This is a genomic window from Serinicoccus marinus DSM 15273, from assembly GCF_008386315.1.
Lineage (GTDB): Bacteria > Actinomycetota > Actinomycetes > Actinomycetales > Dermatophilaceae > Ornithinicoccus > Ornithinicoccus marinus.
In genome coordinates this window covers 3,260,059-3,280,386 of record NZ_CP043808.1, presented here as the reverse complement: position 1 = coordinate 3,280,386, position 20,328 = coordinate 3,260,059, and the positions used below count along the sequence as shown (strand labels likewise).

Genomic DNA, 20,328 nt, shown 5'->3' with positions numbered 1-20,328 from the left:
ACGTCCTGAGAGGATGCGCGGGTGACAGGGTCCAACCATTCCATCACGGAGCAGACGGTCGTCGGGTGGCGCGAGTGGGTGCAGATCCCGCAGGTCGACGTGCCGTGGATCAAGGCCAAGATCGACACCGGCGCCAAGACCTCGGCGATCCACGCCTTCGACCTGCGCTCCTTCGACCGTGACGGGCGCGACTGGGTCAGCTTCGCCGTCCACCCGTGGCAGGCGACCGCCTCCGACGCCGTCGAGGTGGAGCTGCCGGTCCACGACTCCCGCTCGGTCCGCTCCTCCTCGGGGCACGAGGAGGAGCGGTATGTCGTGCGCCTGCCGGTGGTCCTCGTCGGTCGGGAGGTGCCGGTCGAGGTCACGCTGACCGACCGTGACGAGATGGGCTTCCGGATGCTCATCGGGCGGGAGGCGCTGGTGCAGGGCTACGTCGTCGACCCGGCGCTGAGCTATGCCGGGGGCCGGCCCGAGCGGGCGGTGCGGCGGAAGAACTGGGGCAAGCAGTGAGCGAGGCGATGACGGGGTCGGCGACCGCAGCGGACGTGCGACCGGGCGAGGCTGCGGCGCGCCGACCGCGGGCGCGCAAGCTGCGGCCCTCCTTCCCCATCGGCACGGTCAAGGTCCGTTCCGGTAGCCGCCGCGAGGTGTCGATGCCGATCTCCCGGCTCGTCACCGGCGCCGAGGTGAGCCTGCCGGTGCACGTGCTGCACGGGCGCGAGGACGGGCCGACGGTGTGGCTCTCCGCCGCGATCCACGGCGACGAGGTCGTGGGCATCGAGGTCGTGCGCCGGGTCATGGCGGTGCTGGACCCGAAGACGATCCGCGGCACGGTGCTGGCGGTTCCGATCGTCAACGTCCTCGGCGTGATGTCCGGGGACCGCTACCTGCCGGACCGGCGTGACCTCAACCGCAGCTTCCCCGGCTCGGCCCGCGGGTCGCTGGCCGGACGCATCGCGCACCTCATGATGAAGGAGGTCATCGGGCCCTCGGACGTGGGGATCGACCTGCACACGGGTGCCGACCGGCGCACCAACCTCCCGCAGATCCGCTGCGACCTCGAGGACCGGCAGACCCGGGCGCTGGCCGAGGCCTTCGGCGCGCCGGTGATGTATCACGCCAAGCTGCGCGACGGCTCGCTGCGGTATGCCGCGCGCGAGCGGGGCGCGCGGGTGCTGCTCTACGAGGGCGGCGAGGCCTGGCGCTTCGACGAGTGGGCGATCGAGGCCGGCGTGGTCGGGGTGCTGCGGGTGCTGGCGCACCTGGGGATGATCGACACCGACGAGGTCGACGTGGAGCCGGTCGGGACGCCGAGCGAGGTGTGCTGGCGCAGCGGCTGGGTGCGGGCGCGCCGGACCGGCATCGTGCACATGGACGTCGCGCTGGGGCAGCGGGTGAGCGAGGGGGAGAAGCTCGGCGAGCTGTTCAACTCCTTCGGCAAGCGGTTGGCGATCGTCAAGGCCGACCGCGCCGGGGTCGTCATCGGCCGGGCCGAGGCGCCCCTGGTCAACCGGGGGGATGCCTTGGTGCACATCGGTGAGGTGGAACCGACTCGGTGATGGGTGGTGCCTCCGCGCGGCTGCCGGAAAGGCCAACCAGGATCGCTACTGCGCCCTCTATCCCGAGTGGTCGTGACGACCTCCGGGATGGGGACCTTCTTCGGGCCCCTCCGGGGCGTGAACCACCATCGGCTGGCTGTGCCCACGGGGTGGAGCGTCATCGGGGAGGCGAGGCGCGGCTACGCTGCTCGGACGATCTGGCGACGGGGACGGCCGGAGTGATCGCCGCCTGGGGGACGCGGGGCATCCCCTTGCTCGACGACATCGGGCCACTACAGCCCCACCAGGGTTGATGACAGGTGTCATCCGGATGAATGTCGCCCGAGAGTTCCTGCCGGTGCCGTCATGGGCGAGGATCAGGAGTGTCCGGTGGGCGCGACGCCGCGCCGACTCCTCGCCCTCCATGGAAGTAGAGCAATGACGCTTCACGAGATGCACGCACTGACCATCGAGGATCAGCCGCGGATCGGCTCCGAGGCCGGCCCGCAGTCCGCGGGGTGGTCCATCTGGACCACGTGCGTCGACGCGCGGGACGCGTGACTTCGGCGCCGGCGGGCATCCACGGGGCGAGGCCCGGGCCCCTGACAGTCTTCCGGCTGCAGTCACCGGAGACGCGGGTCACGTTGGCGCTGACCTGGCTGGTGCTGCTCAGCATTGTCGGCGGAGCAGTGCTGGCCGACCAGCGGACCCCCGGACTCGACGCGGTGCGCGTCTGGGGTCGCGCGGCATCGGAGTTCACCTGTGTCGTGCTCCTGGCCTGGGTGCAGCTCGCGGCCAGTCGCGGTGGTGCGCACCTGAGGCGGCCGTGGGTGGTGCCTGTCCTGGTCGCCGTCAGTGCCCTCCCCTCGCTGTCGGGCGTTCTGATGTTCGGCCTCATCCCTGCAGGGGCTGCCGTCGTGATCTCCTACCGGGGCACGACGAGGCTCATCGGATGCCTCGTGGTCGCTGGGGTTCTCGCCATGGCACTGCCGCGGCCGACCCCCTTCTTCTTCGTGGGATACGTGGCGGAATCAGCTCTGTACGTCGCCATCATCGTGGCCGCGACCGTGCTCGCCATCCGGCTCGACCAGATTCACCTGACCCGGGAGGTGCTGGCACGTCGCCGGGTCGACGTGGAACGAGACCGCATCGCCCGGGATCTGCACGACCTCATGGGCCGCACGCTGGTCGCGGCGTCGTTGCGGAATCAGACCGCCTTGCGGCTGATCGGTGAGTCGCGACGGCCCATCGTCGAGGAGCTGGAACGGAACCACGAGATCCTGGCTCGTGGGCAGGCCCAGTTGAGGGCCCTGGCGAGTGGCCCCGCGATGACGGACCTGGAGGGTGAACTGGCGGCGGCCGAATCCTTGTGCGAGCGGGTCGGCATCACGACGCGGGTTGACCTGCGCGCCGACCCCCCCGGGTCGATGGACCCCATCCTCGGCATCCTCGTCCGCGAGACGGTGACCAACGTCCTCAAGCACAGCACCGCGTCCTGGTGCTCGATCACGATCGACGCCGAGGGCGATGAGATCTCCGTAACGGTGGCCAACGACGGGGTACCCACTGGACGAGCGCGCTCTGATCTGGGGCCGACCGACTCGCGGCTGACGAGATCGGTGGAGGCCTGCGGGGGCCGTGTGTCGCACCAGGTCCTCGAGGGTGGCACGTATGCGCTGAGAGTTCTTCTCCCGGTGACGCGACATACCCGAGGTGTGGTGCCCCGATGAGTGGAGCATCGAGGACCACAGGGTCGGCTTGGGCCCGGATCACCGGCACGGGGCAGTTGCCCCGTGCCATGGTGTGGCTCGTCGTCATCCTCAACACGGTCGGTCTGGTTGGGCAGTTGCCGCGGGGCCCCGGTCAGGTGGCCATCTTCGTGAGTCTGTCCGCCTCCTTCCTGGTGTGGGACCTCACGCGCGAGCGTTTCGGCCGTTGGGGGCCGATCGTCGGGGTCGTCATCTTCGCCCTGGGCAACGTCTTCCAGTGGCACTTCACGATGTGTCTGGGTCTGGCCCAGGTGGCCTTGACCGTACCGCTGCGTTGGCGGCTGCCGATCGTGACTTCCGCAATCGCGGTTCTCGCCGTGATCTGGTGGCAGGCCTACCCGCCGGACACGGTGCTGCAAAGCGCCTTGGGGTTGGTGCCAAACATCTTGGTGATCTATCTCTTCGATCGGATCCGAACGAAGGGCATCGAGCTGGCCGACGTCCAAGAGCAACTCGCGCTGACCGAGGTGGACAACGAGCGGACCCGGCTAGCCGAGCAGGTGAATCAGACACTCGGTGGCATCCTGATGCAGGCCGACGTGCAGACATCTCGGATTCGTTCGGCGACGGCAGACGTTGACCACCCAGAGTTTCAGCGTCAGGTGGGTGAGCTGAGCGACCTCCTCGACCGCAGTCAGGTGACCTTGAAGCGGCTCGCGCACGAGCCAATGGTGAGCTCCTTGGCTGACGAGATTCGCGCCGCGACCACCTTGTGTCGTCGGCTCGGGGTGGACTTCACCTCCTCCGGCGAGGACGTACCTGGGCCTGCCGCGGAGCTGTTCGCCCTGATGCTCAGGGAGGCTGTCACGAATATGCTCAAGCATGCTCTGGCGACGCGCTGCACCCTGGTGGTGCGCGCCGACGGCGAGGAGGCGCTCTTCGGGTTCACCAATGACGGGGTCCAGGAGATGGCGGAGTCTGGGCGAGACGGTTCGGGCCAGCGGCGCTGGAGGCGTGCTGTCACCGAGCTCGGCGGTGTGCTGGAGACCGGTCGCCTCGGGGGCGATCGGTATCAGGTCAGCGCCCGGGTCCCCGTTCGGGTCGGCGAGCTCGCCGACGACACCGCCTCCTGAAGCAACGACAGAAGGAGTCAATCGTGGAGGTGCCGTTGCGAATCCTCATCGCCGAGGATGTCGCGATCGTCGGCGAGGCCTTCGAGGCACTGCTGACCACGGAGGCCGGCTACGAGATCGTGGCCCGCGTCGAGCATGGGGACGAGGTGCTCAAGGCTGGTCGTCTCTACCGTCCAGACATCGCCCTGCTGGACATCGACATGCCGGGTGCCTCGGGCATCGAGGCCTGCGCCGAGCTGACGCAAGCTCTTCCGGACTGCAAGGTCATCCTGCTTACGGCCCTCCCCGGTAGCGGGCACCTCCCACGAGCCATGGATGCCGGGGCCTCGGGGTACCTGCTGAAGTCGACCACGGCGAAACAGCTCATCGGAGGGATCCGAGCGGTCGCGGACGGACATACCGTGATCGATCCGGGGATAGCGGCATCTGCCATGAGGTCGGATGCGACGCCACTCACTGATCGCGAGATCGACATCTTGCGCCTCGTCGATCAGGAGATCCCGACCGCGACGATCGCTGAGGAGCTCTTTCTCTCCCCAGGAACGGTGCGCAACTACCTGTCCAATGCCATGAGCAAGCTGAATGCCACGACGCGGACCGAGGCCGTGAAGATCGCGCGGAGACGCGGATTGTTCTGACACGCGCCTGTCATCTGTGGTGATGACAGCTGGGACTTCTGCACCGCCGCCGCGCGCGGCATGCTGAAGGTGACGTCGAGAGGCGACGTCAATAGCTTGGATCAAAGCCGCTTCAGCGAAAGGTAGTCACACTCATGGGACATCTCTTGCAGGACATCAGCAGCGTGAAGCCGGCCCCCACCTTTCGACGCGAGACGGCAGTGATGGTGGCATCGCTGCTGCTCGTCGTGCCCCTCGGTGTGCTCGTCTTCGTCTTTGTCGACACGTCTCGCGTGTTCAACATGACCTTGATCGGACTTCTTCTCGCCTGGATCATCGGGCGATTCATCTTCGTGCTCACCCGGGGCGATGTCTCTCCGGTGACCGATCGGTCCTTCGGCTGACAGCGCGGGGCCTTGCGCAGCGCTTCAGCGTCCAGCTGGACCGGGGGGGGGTCACGCCGTCGTCGCCGACCTCGTCTCCCGGCTGCGCGCCTGCCGCGCCGAGGACGTCGTCGCGCAGCTGCGGCGGGACACGGCGCCGACGCCGCGGGGCTGGATCTCGATCCCGCACCCAGAGCCGCTGCTGGCGTCAGCGGTGCCGTGGTCGTTGCGAGCCGATGGGTTCGCGGTGACAGCTGTCACCTGAGCCTGTGTCTGCGAGCCCTACTGGTCTCGGGGTCTGCGGACCAGACTCGCCGGTATGAGAACACTCCAGGATCCAACGCAGCCGATGATCGCGGTGCGCGACCTGCACTTCCGGTACGGCGACCACCACGCCGTGCGTGGCGTCAGCCTCGAGGTGCAGCCCGGCGAGGTCTATGCCCTCCTCGGGACGAATGGCGCCGGCAAGACCACGACCCTGGAGCTCATCCAGGGCTTCCGCAGGCCGGTGTCCGGCTCAATCAGCGTGATGGGGGTGGATCCCCGGGCCAACCAGGCCCTGATCCGCCGCCGCACCGGGGCCATGCTCCAGGAGGCCGGCTTCTTCCCGGAGCTGACGGTGCGTTCGACCGTGCGGCTGTGGTCAGAGCTGTCCTCGCGGGTGGACGACGTCGACTCGATCATCGAGCGGGTGGGCCTGAGCCACAAGCGCACCACCCGGGTGCAGTCCTTGTCCGGTGGCGAGCGCCGGCGGCTCGACCTCGCGGTGACGATCTGGGGAAGCCCGGACTTGATCATCCTGGACGAGCCCACGACCGGCCTGGATCCCGCCTCGCGCATGACCCTGTGGTCTCTGGTGCGGCAGCTGCGCGATCACGGCACGACGGTCGTCCTGACGACGCACCAGCTGGAGGAGGCCGAGAGCCTGGCCGACCGGGTCGCCATTATGCACCAGGGCAAGGTCGCAGTCTCCGGCACGTTGGACGAGGTCCTGGCCACGGAGCCGGCGCGGGTGACCTTTGATGTGGCGGTCGCTGCTGGGACGGGCTGGCTGGCGGATCATCCGCGCGGCGTCGCGTTCAGCCATCGAGAGGTCCGTCGGCCGCATGGCGCTCGCATGGAGGTCCAGGTGAGTGGAGCTGACCCCGTCGCGAACCTGCGGTGGCTGCTGGATGCGGCCGCTCGCTCACGCGTGGACCTGGAGCGCCTGAGGGCAACCCGGCCTCACTCGAAGAGGTCTTCCTCCGGGTCCGCTCCATGGACCTGATGCAGAGCCACGACCAGCAGGACAGCGAGGTGTCAGCATGAGTGCAGCAGTGACGGACCAGACCCGCGTCGACGGCGGCACGCATCGCCCCGAGGCGATGACCGCAAGAGGCAGGAGTCGGCCAGGCAGTAGCGTCTTGCGCGTCACCCGGATGACGCTCTTCGAGTCGGGGATGATCTTGCGCCAGAAGGCGGCCCTGATGTCGATCATCCTGGCGCCGGCGCTCGCCATCGCGATGGCTCTGATGAATCGGCCAACGATGCCGGCGGCCTGGGTGAGCATGCTCGCATCAATGTCGATCCTGGTCATGGTCCTGGCCGTCTACAACACCACGACCAGCACCGTCGTTGCCCGCCGCGAGAGCCAGGTGCTGAAGCGGCTGCGGACCTCTGAGCTGGTGCCCTCGCAGATGCTGGTGTCCTTGGCCTTGCCCTATGTGGTCGTCGGGGTCCTCCAGATCGTCGTGGTGGGCGCGGCCTACCAGTTCCTGGGCGCACCGGCGGTGGATTCCTACGGGCCCTTCCTGGCGGTCATGGTGGGCACAGCCCTGCTGGCGGTGATCGCCGGCTTCGCGACGGCCACCATCGCCGCGACGAGTGAACGCGTGCAGTTCGCCGTCCTGCCGGTCATGATGACGGGCCTCGTGGCCGCCATCTTCGTCCTGAACCCGGCCGCCCCTGACCACTACCGGGGACTGGCGCTCCTGCTGCCGTTCGCTGCCTCCAGCGATCTGGCGGCACGCGCCCTGGGCGCGCCCGCCGAGATGCTGGCGACGCCCGCTCCGATGGTGGACCTTGCCGAGCGGATCGGGATGTCCGCACACACGCTGATGGGCATCGCGGCCGTCGTGGTCTCCGTGCTCTGGGTCGTGATCTTCGCCGCCGTGGCGCGTCGGGGCTGGCGTTGGGAGCCTCGGGGCTGAGGCTGCTGGGCCTGATCCGGGCCTACCTTGTACCGAGCCGGAGCCCCGTGTGGTAGCTGGTCGTCTTCGAGACGGTGAGCGTGTTGGTGGTCCTCGCCCTGCCGTTGCTCGCGATCGTGGTCGGCGCGGTCATGGTGCGCCTGGTGCGAGGTCGCGGTCCATGCAGGAGCGCATCGATCGAATCAACGCGGCGGTGCGTATCCACGCCATAAATGGCTACACTTGTGGCCATGACTGTCGATCCTGCGATGGCCCTGCGCGATGTGAAGAACCGTCTCTCCGAAGTGGTGGACTAGGTCGAGCTCTAGCACGACCGCGTCACGATCACGCGTCATGGCAAGGCGGCGGCCGTGGTGATCAGCGCTGACGACCTCGAGTCGCTGGAGGAGACGCTTAAGGTCGCCAGTCGGCCCGAGCTCGTGACTCAGGTCCGCGACAGCCTCGCAGAGCTTGCTGGGGGCGAGGCGGAGGTCCTCAGTAAGGAGGAGGCGCTCGCGACGTTTCGTGCGTGATGGAGGGGCCATACCAGGTCGCATGGACGCCCACGGCCAAGCGTGCACTGCGCCGACTCCCCGAGAAGGTGGCCACTGCAGCCATCGAATTCATCTACGGTTCTTTGGCGACGAATCCGCAGCGCTTGGGGATGGGCTTGCGCTTCGATCTCGACGGGCTGCACAGCGCGATGCGCGGCGACTACCGCATCATCTGTCGGATCGATGATGACGTGACCATCATCGCCATCGAGCATCGGGCAGACGTCTATCGCTGACGGTCGCAGCGAGACAGCTCGGGGGAGACTTGGCCGCGGTATGCCGCGCGCGAGCGGCCTGGCGCGGCGCGGGAGTAGGTTCGCCTCACCCTGACGGACGGGCCGTCAGCGACCACGGAGGTCCCGGCATGTCCACGCTCATCCCTTCTGTCTCCTTCGACGGCACCGCCAAGGCCGCGAGGGAGCACTACCAGCAGGTCTTCGGCGGCGAGCTGGTGATCAACACCTTCGGTGAGTACGGCATGCAGGGCGAGGGCAGCGACGGCGTCATGCACGCCCAGCTCACCACCCCGGCCGGCGTCACCCTCATGGCCTCGGACAGCCCGCCCGGTATGCCCGCGGCCGGCTCCGACGGCAACGTCTCGCTCAACCTCAGCGGCGACGACGAGGCGGAGCTGCGTGGCTACTGGGACGGTCTCGCGCACGGCGGCGAGGCCGGCTGACACCGCGGCGGCGCTGGACGCATACCGGCAGATCATCGACCACCTGGCCGTGACCGCGGACTTCCCGCACTGGCACACGGAGAACCGCCCGAGCGCGGCCGAGGTGCAGGAGTGGATCGACGCCGGCGAGCTGTACCTGGCCATCGACCGCGAGGGCGGGCAGGTCGCCGGCGTGGTGGCGCTGAACCACGACGCCCCCGACGCGTACCGGCAGGCGCCCTAGGCCGTCGACGCGTCGCCCGAGCAGGTGCTCGTGGTGCACGCCCTGGGGGTGTGCCCCGCCTTCCTGCGTCAGGGGGTCACGCGCTTCCTCGTCGACGCCGCCCTGGAGGTGGCGAGAGGCGAGGGGTGCCGGGCGGTCCGGCTGGACCCTACGTCGAGAACCCCGCCGCTCGAGCCCTCTACCCCGGTGCGGCTTCACCGACCTCGGGGTCCGCACCCTGCACTACGAGGGCACCGACCTCGACCAGTTCCACCTCTTCGAGCGCGTGCTCTGACGCTGCCGGCTCAGTCGGCGAACACCGACCAACAGATGTCGTCGCGCCGAGCCTGATCCTCGACGACGAGGGCGGACAGGTGCTCGGGGACCTGGGTCCGTTGCCAGTCGCGTTCCGCGCGGCGCACGTGGGGATCGTGAGGGTGTGCCGCCTGGACCGCCCTGATGGCGTAGGCGGCGGCCCCGAGGTCGTGCTCGGCGACGTGCCCGACGCAGGCGGCCTGTCCGGCGGCGTAGGCAGCGAACCGGGCCGGCCCGCGCAGCTCTCGGGCGGCACCCATGGCATGACCGCCCGCCGACCTGGCCTGCATCATCCCCACGCCGCCAGCCGCCCACGAGCGAGTGGCAGTGATGGCGTCGCGGGGTCTGTGGTCCTCGGGCAGCTGCTGCTCGAAGAGATGGAGCACGTGTTCGGCGCACTCGGCGGCCCAGAGGGCGAGGAGGGCGTGATCGGTGTCGGTCAGGAGCCCGCCGCGCCTGACCGTGACGAGACGAGGGTCACGCACCTCGGGGAGGATCATCGACCCCTCCTGTCACCGTCAACCCCTCGTGGCTCTGCTGTGTCGTCGCCTTCTCCAGGCGGGAGCGCAGCCGGTCCAGCCCACCGCGGATCATGTCCCCGTAGCTGTCCGCAGGAAGGTGGCACTGATGTCGCGCCCCCGCCTCGGGCTCCGCCGCGGCCTCCGGCAACCGTCCCTGACGGAGGTATCCGTCGCCGAGGTTCAGATGGAGGCTCGGTGCCATGCCGGCGGCCGAGGTGATCCCCACAGGCGTCAGGTCGGCGTCAGCGACATGGGCGTACTCGGCCAGCGCGACCTCGTCCCACCGCACCTCGTCGTCCAGATCGGGCTGCAGGTCGGCCAGGTAGTGCGCGACCACGCACCGGTGCGCATGGTCGCTCTCGCGCGTCCCCGCCCAGGCGCTCAGGAGGCCTTCGAGGCCGGTCTCCCGGTCACCGCTCAGCGCCAGTCCCACCGCCGCCAGGATGTCGTCCCACTCAGCCATGGGTCCACGCTAGAACCGACCTCTGACAACCCGCGAGGTCGTCCCGGCTGCGCCGTCGAGGTCGCGACAGACGTCAGTCCCGGGTGGTCGCCGCCGCTGCCACACTGAGACGCATGACGGACAAACCAACCTCGGTGCGGGTGGCCGACACCGCTCGGGTGGGGCCACCGCGGGCCCTGGCCCCGGACCTGGCGCGGGGTTTCATGCTGCTGCTCATCGTGCTGGCCAACATCCCGTGGTTCCTCCAGGGCGCCCCGCACGGCCTGTCGGTCGGCCACCCGACCGGCGCGACGGGGGCGGACCGGGTGGTCCAGACCCTCATGATCGTGCTCGTCGACGCGAGGGCCCTGCCGATGTTCGCGCTGCTCTTCGGCTACGGGATGGTGCAGTTCGCCCGCGCCCAGGAGGCCCGCGGCACCCCGGTCGCCGGATTCCGGGCCATGCTCCGGCGCAGGCACGTCGCGCTCGTCGTCATCGGCACGCTGCACGCGGCGCTGCTCTGGTACGGCGACGTGCTCGGGCCATACGGGATCCTCGGGCTGGTGCTGGTGCCGCTGCTCTTCTGGCGCAGCACCCGCGCCATCAGGATCGTCCGTGGCGTGCTGGTCGGCCTGCTCGCGGTCTTCGCCGCGCTGTCGGTGGTCTCCGGCGTGGCGCTGCTGTCGGTGCCGCAGGAATCGTGGGACACGGCGATGTGGATGCCGGCGACGACGGACGCGAACGGCATCTCGTCCTACGCCGCGTCGGTCCTGCCGCGCCTGAGCGAGTACGCCTTCATCCTCGGGTTCAGCGTCTTCTCGCTCAGCGTGCCGGCCGCGATCCTCACCGGGTGGCTGTGGGCGCGGGAGGGCGTGCTGGACCGGCCCACCGAGCACCTGCCCCGGTTGCGCCGCACCGCGGTGGTCGGTCTGCCCGTGGCCTGGCTCGGCGGTGTGCCGCTCATGCTCGTGCACACCGGCGTCTGGCTGACGCCGGAGCTCAGCTTTATGTTCATCGGCGTGCAGATGCTCACTGGGCTCGCCGGGGGCCTCGGGTATGCCGCGGTCTTCGGCCTGATTGCGGCCCGCCTGCAGTCCCGGGTCGGGGCGGCCGAGCCCGAGTCCGCAGACGGGGGCGCACCGGGGCCGGTGGCCGGGGTGCTGGCGGCGGTGGGTCGGCGCTCGCTGTCGGCATACCTCTGGCAGTCGGTCGTCATGGCGCCGCTGATGGCGGCCTGGGGGCTCGGCCTCGGCGGACGGATCGGGTCGGCAGGTGCGGCGGCGGTCGCGATCCTCATCTGGCTGGCGTCGGTGGGGTGGTGCGCCTGGCTGGACCGCGCCGGCCGGCCAGGTCCGGCGGAGGTGGTGCTGCGCCGGGTGACCTACCTCCACCGAGATCGCTCCGTCGCCACGGTCGGCGAGGCGCGCTGACGGACCCGTCTGTCAGGCGACGAAGATGCAGAACGGGTGACCGGCCGGGTCCGCAAAGACGTACAACGGTTCGTCCGGGTCGTCGGTGCGGTCGAGGAGGAGCTCGGCGCCCAGGTCGAGAGCCCGTCGGTGCTGCGTCTCGAGCGCGTCACGGTCCGGCACCGTGAGGTCCAGGTGCATCTGCATCGGCACGTCGGGCCGCGGCCACGTCGTCCGCTCGAGGCGGTCGACCTCCTGGAAGGCCAGGGTGCGGTCGCCCTGGGCGTCGGTGAGGACCAACCAGTCGGCGTCGTCATTCTCGTCCGCCGGGGGCTCGTCGCCGGGCCGGTACTGCAGACCGAGCAGCTGGCGGTAGAACTCGGCGAGCTGTCGCACCTCAGGGGTGTCGAGGACGGTATGCAGCAGCCGCGGGTAGTCGTCCATGCCGTGGACCGTAGCGGTCCTGGACGGGGGCGGCACGTCCACCGACGTGGCAGTCGTGACCCCGCTGAAGTCGTGAGAGGGGTTGGCGTTGGGCTACCACGCCTACCGCCTGGACATCGGCCCGGTCCCGGTCTACTGCGAATGGCCGGAGGAGATGGACCCTGGTCCTGGGGTGGTGACCGGGGTGCTGTCGGTCGACACCTACGTCGCCCCGCCTGACTGGCCCGAGATCAAGGGTTTGGTGGCCCGGATGTGGACCGAGCACCGCTGGTACGTCCAGGACCCTGCCGGGGACGGAACGTGGGTCTTCGAGTCCTCGAGCGCTCGGTACGAGGAGGTCGAGCGCTGCGGCGTGGGACGGCAGGTGGTTCCGACGGCTGAGTACCCCAGGACAGAGGAGTTCACCGGCGTCCTTCTCGAGATCGACGTCGACCTCGCTGGTGAGTACTCCCTCGGCTGATCCTGCGCGCTGGCGATGCCGCAGACGAGCGGTCACGGGCGACGCGCAGGGGATGTTGGCTGCCTGAGAGGACCGAGCGGCACACGGCGGTGCTCGCTCAGTCGCAGGCCCGCTTCGCTTCGCTCGCCCCCGGACGGAGGACGAATTCCTCTCGGTGTCCCACCTCGTCGGTGAAGACGAGGGTGGTCTCGTCGACCCGGGTGAGGGTGCCCATCTGTTCCGGGTTGTCCCAACCGTCGGGCGGGTTCCCGGAGCCGTCATCGAGACGGCCCTGAGCGCGTTCGTACCACTGTCCTTCGAAGCGGAGCTCGTCGATCCCGCAGTGGGTGTAGAGCACGTAGTCCTGCCCCTCCGACTCCGAGCAGGCAGTGGCAAAGAGAAGAACAGCGATCGAGAGCGCACGTCGGTAGCAGCGCATCGTCGGCCTCCCTGGTCGTCCCTGTCCTACGCCGTGCTCGCAGCAGACTCACGTTGTCCTGGATGCTCATCCTGGCCATGCGGTTCCCCACCCGCAACTGGGCCGGCAGCATCCGGCGGGACCCTCACCGGAGCGGTACGGTGATCCACATGACGGAGCAGGGCCCAGGGACCGGGGACGAGGGTGCCACCATCCTGAGTTTCCCCACGGAGCAGGAGGCCCCCCGCAGCCGGGAGGTCGACCTCGAGGGCGAACCGGTCACGGTCATCTATCTCCCGTGGCGGCACGAGGTCGACGGTGCCGACCGCCCAGCCGGCCTCTACTACCGCGCCAACGACACTTCCGGGTTCTACCCCGACCCAGCGGTGCGCGGCCTGGACGCGGTGCTCGATGAGGCCCGCCCTTGGCTGCAGCGCCACCTGCGGCTCATCCGCGAACCCGAAGAGGGACCCGCGGGCAGGTGACGCCCTCCACCTGCCACGGGAGGGTAACCACGAGCCCGGCCCCGCGCCTTGGACGCACGTGAGCAGCGGGTGTGGCTGGCATGGCTCTGGGGCGCATACTGAGGGGTGATCACATCGAACCGGTCCGGATCCCAGCGGCGCCACCTTGCCTCCAGCCCCTTCAAGCCGCGAGTCGAGCCGGACGTCGAGCATTTCGAGGTCGACGACAGGGTCTCGCACCAGGCCTTGGGCCTCGGACGTGTCGTGGGCACGGAGAGCGCCGCGGTCACGGTGAACTTCGGCACTCGCACGATGCGCATCCCGAGTCCGTTCCACAAGCTCGAGAAGCTCTGAGGTACGGACTGCCGCTCGTCGCTGCCTGACCTCCGGGCGAGGCAGGGCGGGCGTCACGCACCGTTGGTCGCGGCCGGAAGCGCGGTGAGCAGAGCGGACTACAAGTGCGCGCCAACGCGCTCGTACTCTCGCTGCGCCCCGGGATCCGCAGGTCCGCCGTCGTTCCACGACCCCATCCCGCCGAACACCCAACCCTGCACGACCGCGGCTGCCAGCTGGCGACGCTCGAGGTCGGCATCGGGCGGAAGCAGGTCCTGGTGGTAGGGGGCAGCCGGGGTCGGGTCGGTGAGGAGGCTCTCGGCCTTCGTGAACCACGACGCCCACCTGTGGAGTTCGTCGAACTGCTGGGCGAAGCCCCCGATGTCATGCAGCGCGACCTGTAGCGCCGTCCTGGCCTCTGTCACGCCGACCTGTGGTGCTCTGAGGCCCTCCGCCGACGAGCCGTGCGCAGACACTGACCAGATCCGGGAGTCCGGGGCGGCGCGAAGGCAGTAGCCCTGTGGTGGGCAGGTCGGTGACCAACGAGAGATCCGTGACTCCCCGGGAGTGGAGGCCGGTGAACCATTCCTCTGGACCCGTCACCGCCGACGTGCGCCTCAGGAAGCCGCTGGAAGGCTGAGTTGCCGCCCGACAAGTCGGGTATGGGTGAACTCGCCCCTCCCCGGAGCCAGCTCCCTCCGATCGCTGCCAGCGCCGCTACGAGGACCAGTTGTCCGTTCACGGAAAGTGTGTAGGAAACGGCCAGTTCCGTCTGCTTCACGACGCGACGGGTGGCAGCCCACCGCACGAACGGCGGGATGGACGCTAGATACCAAAGTGGTACCATGATCGCATGGCGATGACTCTGCGACTGTCTTCAGAGGATGAGCGAGCGTTGGCGGCTCTGGCCGAGGCTGAGGGTGTGAGCAAGCAGGAGGCGACCGTTCGGGCCATCCGGGAGGCGGCTGCACGGCGCGGGCATGAGGAGCAGGTACGCGAGCTGTCCGCACGGGGCCGAGAGCGGTACGCCGACCTGCTCGAGCGTCTCGGGCGCTGACCCTTGGAGTACCTGACGACCGAGGATCTGCTCACCCTGGCAACGGACCTGGGCGTAGGTCCGATCCAGGACCTTGGCCTGCTGGACTCAGCGGCACACCGCCCCAGCTCCAGTGTCCTCGGACGTGACGCCTACCCAGACATCGACGCCAAGGCGGGCGCGATGCTGGAGTCCATCGTCGTCAACCACCCGCTCGTCGATGGCAACAAGCGCCTGGGATGGCTCGCAGTAGTCGTGTTCTACGGACTCAACGACATCGATCTGCATGCGCCTGACGACGACGCGTACGACCTGGTCATCGCCGTCGCCAGCGGCGCCGCCGACCACCGAGTAGCAGCCCGCGGATTGGCGCGATGGCACTAGTCTTAAGCTGCCGGCCCGCGGCAAGAGCGGATGGTTTGAGCCGCGGCCGGCGCTGCGAGTCGAATCCATGCCCGGCTGTCTACCAGTTGTCGCCTTCCCCGGAGACGCTCTTTGGCGGCGTTGTGAGAGGCTTCCGTCGTGGGGATCCTGGACAGGATCAAGCGCGCCCTATTCGCTGGACCGGAGAACGCGAGGAGGCCCCCCGACCGGTTAGAGGTGCGGCCGGAGGAGTCTGCAGCAGCACCGACCAGCGGAGATCCTTCCAATCCACACCAACCGCCCGGGCGTCCCCATATCAAGCGCATGGCTCGCTCCTTGGCGTCCCGCCATCCCGATGGGGTGCCTTACGACATCCTCACCCAAACTGCTGCTGCCGAGGGGTTGGACCCCGGTACGGTTCTGGCCCAGATCGAGGCGGATCAGTCTCGCCCACGTGGGGTGATCAGGCGACGTAAGGTCAAGTTGGACGAATTGCGGACCATGGACTTGAGCGCATTGGATGCGGTCCGCATGAGGATCAAGGGGAGCGCCTATGCCGTGAGCGACGCAGAGAGGCGTCGTCAGGGTGGCGCTGAGTACCTCCTGATTCGGGAGCCGGACAACGAGGTTGACCCCTCGGCCGTCGCGGTCTACGGGATGAAGGGCGTGCGCGTCGGGTATGTGTCGACTGCCCGTGCTGCGTCTCTTTCCCCCTTGCTTGCTCAGTTGGACGCCGACGCGTTTAAGGTTTCGGGTGCTGGCGCGACGGCTTCCAGCATCGTGCTTTGGGTAGACGTGCCGAGGGTAGACGCCCTCCGAAGGTTCGTCCGCGACGTGACGAAATAGCAGGATTGGGGCCGAACGGGGGCAGACGGGGTACTTGGCCTTGGCCGCTGTTGCCATGAGTGCGGCGGGGTACGCGGCTGAGTCGGACACCCAAGGAGTCCGGGGATGAGCGTCATACTGAAGTATGGAGTTGCACCGTTTTGCCGTGATCGGACTGTCCTCACCTGCTCCTGCGGCAGTCCTTATGTTGCGTTACCGAGCGACATCGGGGCTCGAGGTGACCGTCGACACAGTGCATGGTGCGGAGCCCAGCTATACGCCTAGCGAGCTCGATGCAGGTGCAGGACTAATCGTCGAGTGGCCGCACGATGACCAAGGCCCAGCAATTCTTGGAGTGCACAGTCGTGCCGCTGGGCTCCCAGCGGAGTTGGATGACGCAGGACGGGTCGTCGTCCCACTGAGGTCCGCCGCTTGGCAGAGGCCACGATCGAGGAGTTTGCTGACTTACTGGCCGTGGCACATCAGTGCCGTCGCACGATTCGGTCACCGCAAACATGCATCGCTCTCGTGCCTGAGACAGCCGGCGAGTTCGGTCCAGCCACGCAACTCTCAATGGAGCAGGATTCTCGGCCTGCCTCGGCGCGAATTCTCTTGGAGCGGTGCGCCGACAGGCTACCTGATCTTGTATGGGGAAGGCCAGAGGGGCTTCGACTCCTAGCGAGCGGGTTATCTGAGGAGTCTCCCGGTGGACGCGCACGGGAATATTATCGATTGATCGAAGCCGCTTTCGGGGCGGGCGTCGGCCAACTGAAGAAGCCGTTGTACGAGTTTCTAAAGAGCAGCCCATACGGCATGAACTACAGCAAGAAAGAGACCGATAAATGGATAGCTCTCCGAGGGAAAGTGATGCACGGAGACACTTACGTCGCGTCAAGCGCGGATGTGGTCCCCTTCCTGCCCAGGCTAGAATGGGCAGCTTACGACCTTCTACTTCACAAGACAGCTTGGGGTAACAAGGACGTCAGCCGCCGTACCGGACTGCCGATCTTGTCTGGGCCGAACCCACAAGGGACCGTGACTCTGTTCCATCCCGGCGCGAGCATGCGGGTCGAGCCCATGGATCCCTTCGGTGTGTACGCCACGGATCGAAAGGCGCAGCTGAAGGTCAGTGGAGAAGGCGTTCTCGTAAACTGGCCTATACGCGGGGGCTGAACGCGAGCTCTTGAGTTACGTGAACCGGCGTTTATGGGGCATCAGCGTGGACCGCGCGGGGACGGTCAGGTGCAAGAGGCGGCCCTCCTGAGACGCTTGCGTCATGCCCCGAGGCCACCACGCGATGGTTGGGCGCGGCGATGCTGGACGGTAACGCTCGACACTCGGCTGACGAGGGGCCACGGAAGCCGGGGATCAGAACTTGGACTAGTCGCTGAGGATCACGCCGTTCTCATCGATTTCGAAGCCAAGGATGTCCTCATCGACCTCGTCTGCGTTCGAAAGCTCCTCGGCCACCTGCACATGCCATTCCGCCCGCGCCAGAAGCTCGTCAAAAGTTATGACCTCCGGCTCCTGCAGATTCCGCCGGAAGAGCTCGAAACTGCGCACCTTGTCGGGGATCGGCCCACCGGAGCTCCCTAGCAACTGCTTCATCGACCCGGCAATCACGAAGCTCCGCGGCCTCAGCAGAAACGTCCCGGACGGCAACATGGCACCCTCGGCATCATGGTCCGGCAAGTAGTCGCTGAGCGTCTGGACAGCCAAGTGAACTGTCTGCTGCACCTGCACCAGGGCACCGCTGAGCTCGGCTGACGGGCGCCAACAACCAGGGCGGTACTCACTAGCCAACAGGTCCGTCTGGTGATGTTTGATCTCAGCGAACACCATTGACCGGATGATGCCCGCCGTGCGCATAAGAGCATCTGTGCGCTTGCCGACGCCCCCAATGTGGCGGCCAGTGACTACCTGCTCAAGCTGCTCCTCATCCCACGAGGTGTATAACTGGCCGCCGAGGCTGAGGCCGAGGATCCACGGGTTCTCCTCGAGAAGCCTCTGCCAGGCGCCTTCGGGGCGGCCGCCCGCCTCTTGCTTGGCCAGCTCGAAGGCCGCATCGTCGTTCAACCAGGTGCGCATGGTCTCGACGACCTCGCGTCGGTGCTGCAGGGCCACCACGTCGCGTGCATCGGCATCGGCCTCGATGAGAGCCTTGAATCGATCAGGATCGTTCGCATACACGCGATTGATGCCATCGGGGTCGGCGAACAGGTCGCGTAGGACTTGGTCGTCCACCTTCACCGTGTTGTCGCCCTCAATGGGGATCGAGTCGAGAGCCTTGATCAGCTCGATCAGCCGCATTGACTGATCACGGTCCAGTTCGAGGACCGGCTCCAGCCGTGTGGCGTCAGGGTTGGTAGGCACCTTCTGAATCTTGATCTTTCGAACAGCGCCAGCCGATCGGGCTACGTTAAGCGTGAGTTGCTTTCGCGGGGTCACATAGACCACCTCGGTGGTCCACTCCCAGTCATCTTCATCAGGGGTCACCTCTTCGTCAAATACCTTACGGATGTAGCGAGCAGGTTGCCCTTGGTCGTTGCCGAAAGCCATGTTGAACGTGCTGCTCACGTAGATGCGACTCGGCAGGCGTCCGGTGGCATAGGTGACTTCGTCAGGCTCCCTGAAGAGGTCCGCGAACGTGATCGGCATCGATTCCCCCTATCGCACAGGTCGGAGCGCATCCACGACTGGACCTCCCGCGCCCTCAAGTAGTTCCAAGGCAGACCTTACGCGTGCACCACGAAAGGTAGCGAACCGGTCCCTTGCGAGTCGAGCTAGAGGGCGAAACTCGGATCGGCAATCCGAGAAGCGTCACCAGAAGCGCACGTCGGGGATGTCACCCCCGACTCTCGGGTGTCCGGTCGGAAGGAGTCCGTGGCCAACCATCCGACTCTCGGCATGACAGCGATGTGCCGGCCCTCGGCGCGGCCGATCACCCATACATCCCTGATGAGGGCGAGCCGATCGGCAAATCCGGTCTGTCACGAGCGTCGGACTAGCCTGCAAAAGGAGGACCCTGCCCAGGCAGGCGTGGTGTGACTGCCACCGGTAGAGCTGCCGGGGTGCGCCCAGCCGGCAGTGTCTGGCACAGACGCCCAGCCTCAGGCGAGCACTTCCTCGACGGCAACCGACTCCATACCGAACGCCTCTCCCACAGCGCCGTAGGTGAGCTTCCCCGCGTGGGTGTTGAGCCCCTTCGCCAGGGAGGCGTTGTCGCGCAGGGCCTGCTCCCACCCCTTGTCCGCGAGCTGCACGGCATACGGCAGTGTCGCGTTCGTCAAGGCCCAGGTCGACGTGTGCGGCACGGCGCCGGGCATGTTGGCGACGCAGTAGTAGAGGGAGTCGTGCACCGGGAAGGTCGGGTCGGCGTGGGTCGTCGGCCGCGATCCCTCGAAGCAGCCGCCCTGGTCGATGGCGACGTCCACGAGCACCGAGCCGGGCTTCATCGTCGCGACCATGTCGTCGGTGATGAGCTTGGGCGCCTTCGCGCCGGGGATGAGCACGGTGCCGATGACCATGTCGGCCTCCGGCACGAGCTCGCTGATCGTCAGGTTGTTGGACGCGAGCTGCTTGACCTGGTTGTCGAAGCGCCAGAAGAGCGTGCGCAGCTTGTCGAGATCGGTGTCGAGGATGGTCACGTCGGCGCCCATGCCGAGCGCGATGTTGGCAGCGTTTTGCCCCGCGACGCCACCGCCGAGCACGAGCACCTTGGCGTTGGCCACGCCGCCGATGCCGCCCATGAGCACACCCCGCCCGCCGGAGGCCTTCATCATCGTGTGCGCCCCGACCTGCGGCGCCAGGCACCCGGCGACCTCGGACATCGGATAGAGCAGCGGCAGCATCCCGCTCGGCAGCTGCACCGTCTCGTAGGCGATCGCCGTCGTGCCCGCCTCCACCAGCCGCCGGGTCAGCGGCTCGTCCGCGGCCAGGTGCAGATAGGTGAAGAGCGTCAGGTCGTCGCGCAGGTAGGAGTACTCCTGCTCGATCGGCTCCTTGACCTTGAGCACCATCTCGCCCGCGGCCCACGTGTCGTCGGGACCCTCGACGATGGTGGCGCCCTGAGCGACATACTCCTCGTCGCTGATCGAGGAGCCGAGCCCGGCGCCCTGCTGCACGAAGACCTCGTGCCCGCGCCGCACCAGCTCGTGCACGCCGACCGGGGTGATGGCCACCCGGAACTCGTTGTTCTTGACCTCTGTGGGCACCGCGATCTTCATGGGCCCCACTATGCCGTACCGCGCGTGCGAGCGACAGGTCTCGCTCACGCACCACTGCCTCGTCGTGCACACTGGCAGGTCCTGTCCACCGGGCAGGGGAGTCAGACATA

At 67.8% G+C, this 20,328-nt stretch carries 26 protein-coding genes and 1 pseudogene; 20 read left to right on the top strand and 7 right to left on the bottom strand.

The window, feature by feature from the left end; translation table 11 throughout:
- Nucleotides 1-21 precede the first annotated feature (21 nt).
- The 13 genes and pseudogenes from FU792_RS15890 to FU792_RS19455 all read left to right on the top strand — a co-directional run bounded on the left by FU792_RS15890 (nucleotide 22) and on the right by FU792_RS19455 (nucleotide 9,334).
- Entirely contained in the window at nucleotides 22-510 is a 489-nt protein-coding gene (locus FU792_RS15890; protein ID WP_022923593.1) for an ATP-dependent zinc protease family protein, read from the top strand.
- Between the two features lie 8 nt (nucleotides 511-518).
- Nucleotides 519-1,559: a succinylglutamate desuccinylase/aspartoacylase family protein gene (locus tag FU792_RS15885; protein ID WP_420329305.1), complete on the top strand. Its 1,041-nt coding sequence runs from the start codon at nucleotides 519-521 to the stop codon at nucleotides 1,557-1,559.
- 536 nt (nucleotides 1,560-2,095) lie between these two features.
- Nucleotides 2,096-3,268 carry a sensor histidine kinase gene (locus tag FU792_RS15880; RefSeq protein ID WP_022923597.1) on the top strand — a complete coding sequence of 391 codons (1,173 nt, stop codon included), beginning with the start codon at nucleotides 2,096-2,098 and terminating at the stop codon, nucleotides 3,266-3,268.
- A gap of 68 nt (nucleotides 3,269-3,336) precedes the next feature.
- On the top strand, nucleotides 3,337-4,380 hold the full coding sequence (locus FU792_RS15875; RefSeq protein WP_022923598.1) for a sensor histidine kinase: 1,044 nt from the start codon (nucleotides 3,337-3,339) through the stop codon (nucleotides 4,378-4,380).
- A gap of 23 nt (nucleotides 4,381-4,403) precedes the next feature.
- Complete coding sequence (locus tag FU792_RS15870) at nucleotides 4,404-5,018, top strand: response regulator transcription factor (protein ID WP_022923599.1); 615 nt, start codon at nucleotides 4,404-4,406, stop codon at nucleotides 5,016-5,018.
- A 146-nt stretch (nucleotides 5,019-5,164) separates the two neighbouring features.
- Nucleotides 5,165-5,401 carry a hypothetical protein gene (locus FU792_RS15865; protein WP_149814892.1) on the top strand — a complete coding sequence of 79 codons (237 nt, stop codon included), beginning with the start codon at nucleotides 5,165-5,167 and terminating at the stop codon, nucleotides 5,399-5,401.
- A gap of 298 nt (nucleotides 5,402-5,699) precedes the next feature.
- Entirely contained in the window at nucleotides 5,700-6,647 is a 948-nt protein-coding gene (locus FU792_RS15860; protein WP_168714891.1) for an ABC transporter ATP-binding protein, read from the top strand.
- Nucleotides 6,648-6,798: 151 nt separating this feature from the next.
- Entirely contained in the window at nucleotides 6,799-7,569 is a 771-nt protein-coding gene (locus FU792_RS15855; RefSeq protein ID WP_161600285.1) for an ABC transporter permease, read from the top strand.
- Between the two features lie 320 nt (nucleotides 7,570-7,889).
- Nucleotides 7,890-8,081: pseudogene (locus tag FU792_RS17435) on the top strand (type II toxin-antitoxin system Phd/YefM family antitoxin); the annotation flags it as partial.
- Nucleotides 8,081-8,338, top strand: coding sequence for a type II toxin-antitoxin system RelE family toxin (locus tag FU792_RS15845; protein WP_028130760.1), 258 nt, complete (start codon nucleotides 8,081-8,083; stop codon nucleotides 8,336-8,338). The pseudogene FU792_RS17435 and the gene FU792_RS15845, both read left to right, overlap by 1 nt.
- Before the next feature lie 128 nt (nucleotides 8,339-8,466).
- Nucleotides 8,467-8,781, top strand: a complete 315-nt coding sequence (locus FU792_RS15840) for a VOC family protein (protein ID WP_022923606.1) — start codon at nucleotides 8,467-8,469, stop codon at nucleotides 8,779-8,781.
- Complete coding sequence (locus FU792_RS15835) at nucleotides 8,738-9,004, top strand: hypothetical protein (RefSeq protein ID WP_028130761.1); 267 nt, start codon at nucleotides 8,738-8,740, stop codon at nucleotides 9,002-9,004. Before FU792_RS15840 ends, FU792_RS15835 begins: the two co-directional genes overlap by 44 nt.
- 24 nt (nucleotides 9,005-9,028) lie before the next feature.
- Nucleotides 9,029-9,334 carry a GNAT family N-acetyltransferase gene (locus FU792_RS19455; RefSeq protein ID WP_149814891.1) on the top strand — a complete coding sequence of 102 codons (306 nt, stop codon included), beginning with the start codon at nucleotides 9,029-9,031 and terminating at the stop codon, nucleotides 9,332-9,334.
- On the opposite strand, the gene FU792_RS15825 is transcribed toward FU792_RS19455, so the two are convergent.
- Nucleotides 9,289-9,798, bottom strand: a complete 510-nt coding sequence (locus FU792_RS15825; RefSeq protein ID WP_022923607.1) for a putative immunity protein — start codon at nucleotides 9,796-9,798, stop codon at nucleotides 9,289-9,291. The genes FU792_RS19455 and FU792_RS15825 overlap by 46 nt on opposite strands.
- Nucleotides 9,776-10,282, bottom strand: a complete 507-nt coding sequence (locus FU792_RS15820; RefSeq protein ID WP_022923608.1) for a hypothetical protein — start codon at nucleotides 10,280-10,282, stop codon at nucleotides 9,776-9,778. Before FU792_RS15820 ends, FU792_RS15825 begins: the two co-directional genes overlap by 23 nt.
- Before the next feature lie 113 nt (nucleotides 10,283-10,395).
- Between FU792_RS15820 and FU792_RS15815 the strand changes: the two genes are divergently transcribed.
- On the top strand, nucleotides 10,396-11,691 hold the full coding sequence (locus FU792_RS15815; RefSeq protein ID WP_084484999.1) for a DUF418 domain-containing protein: 1,296 nt from the start codon (nucleotides 10,396-10,398) through the stop codon (nucleotides 11,689-11,691).
- A 12-nt stretch (nucleotides 11,692-11,703) separates the two neighbouring features.
- On the opposite strand, the gene FU792_RS15810 is transcribed toward FU792_RS15815, so the two are convergent.
- On the bottom strand, nucleotides 11,704-12,114 hold the full coding sequence (locus tag FU792_RS15810; protein ID WP_022923610.1) for a VOC family protein: 411 nt from the start codon (nucleotides 12,112-12,114) through the stop codon (nucleotides 11,704-11,706).
- A gap of 88 nt (nucleotides 12,115-12,202) precedes the next feature.
- On the opposite strand from FU792_RS15810, the gene FU792_RS15805 reads away from it, so the two are divergent.
- A complete protein-coding gene (locus FU792_RS15805) occupies nucleotides 12,203-12,574 on the top strand; it encodes a hypothetical protein (RefSeq protein WP_157609167.1) in 372 nt (123 codons plus the stop codon).
- A 97-nt stretch (nucleotides 12,575-12,671) separates the two neighbouring features.
- Here the strand turns inward: FU792_RS15805 and FU792_RS15800 are convergent, their stop codons facing one another.
- Nucleotides 12,672-12,992, bottom strand: a complete 321-nt coding sequence (locus tag FU792_RS15800; RefSeq protein WP_022923612.1) for a hypothetical protein — start codon at nucleotides 12,990-12,992, stop codon at nucleotides 12,672-12,674.
- Nucleotides 12,993-13,141: 149 nt separating this feature from the next.
- On the opposite strand from FU792_RS15800, the gene FU792_RS15795 reads away from it, so the two are divergent.
- Entirely contained in the window at nucleotides 13,142-13,456 is a 315-nt protein-coding gene (locus tag FU792_RS15795) for a hypothetical protein (RefSeq protein ID WP_149814890.1), read from the top strand.
- 105 nt (nucleotides 13,457-13,561) lie between these two features.
- Nucleotides 13,562-13,789: a hypothetical protein gene (locus tag FU792_RS15790; protein ID WP_022923614.1), complete on the top strand. Its 228-nt coding sequence runs from the start codon at nucleotides 13,562-13,564 to the stop codon at nucleotides 13,787-13,789.
- A gap of 98 nt (nucleotides 13,790-13,887) precedes the next feature.
- Here the strand turns inward: FU792_RS15790 and FU792_RS15785 are convergent, their stop codons facing one another.
- Complete coding sequence (locus tag FU792_RS15785; RefSeq protein ID WP_022923615.1) at nucleotides 13,888-14,193, bottom strand: hypothetical protein; 306 nt, start codon at nucleotides 14,191-14,193, stop codon at nucleotides 13,888-13,890.
- 497 nt (nucleotides 14,194-14,690) lie between these two features.
- On the opposite strand from FU792_RS15785, the gene FU792_RS18660 reads away from it, so the two are divergent.
- The 3 genes from FU792_RS18660 (at nucleotide 14,691) to FU792_RS16920 (ending at nucleotide 16,013) form a co-directional block, all read left to right on the top strand.
- Nucleotides 14,691-14,825, top strand: a complete 135-nt coding sequence (locus tag FU792_RS18660; protein WP_269087266.1) for a hypothetical protein — start codon at nucleotides 14,691-14,693, stop codon at nucleotides 14,823-14,825.
- A 3-nt stretch (nucleotides 14,826-14,828) separates the two neighbouring features.
- The gene (locus FU792_RS15775) at nucleotides 14,829-15,188 is read left to right on the top strand and encodes a type II toxin-antitoxin system death-on-curing family toxin (RefSeq protein ID WP_022923617.1); all 360 of its coding nucleotides are present in this window, start codon (nucleotides 14,829-14,831) and stop codon (nucleotides 15,186-15,188) included.
- Between the two features lie 510 nt (nucleotides 15,189-15,698).
- Nucleotides 15,699-16,013, top strand: a complete 315-nt coding sequence (locus tag FU792_RS16920) for an HIRAN domain-containing protein (RefSeq protein ID WP_161600283.1) — start codon at nucleotides 15,699-15,701, stop codon at nucleotides 16,011-16,013.
- A gap of 1,359 nt (nucleotides 16,014-17,372) precedes the next feature.
- Here FU792_RS16920 and FU792_RS15765 read toward each other — a convergent pair.
- Both FU792_RS15765 and ald read right to left on the bottom strand, forming a co-directional pair.
- Nucleotides 17,373-18,650 (bottom strand): Shedu immune nuclease family protein, encoded by a 1,278-nt coding sequence (locus FU792_RS15765; RefSeq protein WP_022923619.1) that lies wholly within the window; start codon nucleotides 18,648-18,650, stop codon nucleotides 17,373-17,375.
- Nucleotides 18,651-19,102: 452 nt separating this feature from the next.
- Nucleotides 19,103-20,218: an alanine dehydrogenase gene (ald, locus tag FU792_RS15760; protein ID WP_022923620.1), complete on the bottom strand. Its 1,116-nt coding sequence runs from the start codon at nucleotides 20,216-20,218 to the stop codon at nucleotides 19,103-19,105.
- Between the last annotated feature and the right edge of the window lie 110 nt (nucleotides 20,219-20,328).

Bases quoted from the DNA above. Each gene is read 5' to 3' on its own strand.
- FU792_RS15820 (WP_022923608.1), bottom strand. From the start codon at position 10,282: ATGGCTGAGTGGGACGACATCCTGGCGGCGGTGGGACTGGCGCTGAGC.
- FU792_RS15765 (WP_022923619.1), bottom strand. From the start codon at position 18,650: ATGCCGATCACGTTCGCGGACCTCTTCAGGGAGCCTGACGAAGTCACC.
- FU792_RS15825 (WP_022923607.1), bottom strand. From the start codon at position 9,798: ATGATCCTCCCCGAGGTGCGTGACCCTCGTCTCGTCACGGTCAGGCGC.
- FU792_RS15875 (WP_022923598.1), top strand. From the start codon at position 3,337: ATGGTGTGGCTCGTCGTCATCCTCAACACGGTCGGTCTGGTTGGGCAG.
- FU792_RS15810 (WP_022923610.1), bottom strand. From the start codon at position 12,114: ATGGACGACTACCCGCGGCTGCTGCATACCGTCCTCGACACCCCTGAG.
- FU792_RS15800 (WP_022923612.1), bottom strand. From the start codon at position 12,992: ATGCGCTGCTACCGACGTGCGCTCTCGATCGCTGTTCTTCTCTTTGCC.
- FU792_RS15860 (WP_168714891.1), top strand. From the start codon at position 5,700: ATGAGAACACTCCAGGATCCAACGCAGCCGATGATCGCGGTGCGCGAC.
- FU792_RS15840 (WP_022923606.1), top strand. From the start codon at position 8,467: ATGTCCACGCTCATCCCTTCTGTCTCCTTCGACGGCACCGCCAAGGCC.
- FU792_RS15885 (WP_420329305.1), top strand. From the start codon at position 519: ATGACGGGGTCGGCGACCGCAGCGGACGTGCGACCGGGCGAGGCTGCG.
- ald (WP_022923620.1), bottom strand. From the start codon at position 20,218: ATGAAGATCGCGGTGCCCACAGAGGTCAAGAACAACGAGTTCCGGGTG.
- FU792_RS15845 (WP_028130760.1), top strand. From the start codon at position 8,081: ATGGAGGGGCCATACCAGGTCGCATGGACGCCCACGGCCAAGCGTGCA.
- FU792_RS15795 (WP_149814890.1), top strand. From the start codon at position 13,142: ATGACGGAGCAGGGCCCAGGGACCGGGGACGAGGGTGCCACCATCCTG.
- FU792_RS16920 (WP_161600283.1), top strand. From the start codon at position 15,699: ATGAGGATCAAGGGGAGCGCCTATGCCGTGAGCGACGCAGAGAGGCGT.
- FU792_RS15815 (WP_084484999.1), top strand. From the start codon at position 10,396: ATGACGGACAAACCAACCTCGGTGCGGGTGGCCGACACCGCTCGGGTG.
- FU792_RS15855 (WP_161600285.1), top strand. From the start codon at position 6,799: ATGACGCTCTTCGAGTCGGGGATGATCTTGCGCCAGAAGGCGGCCCTG.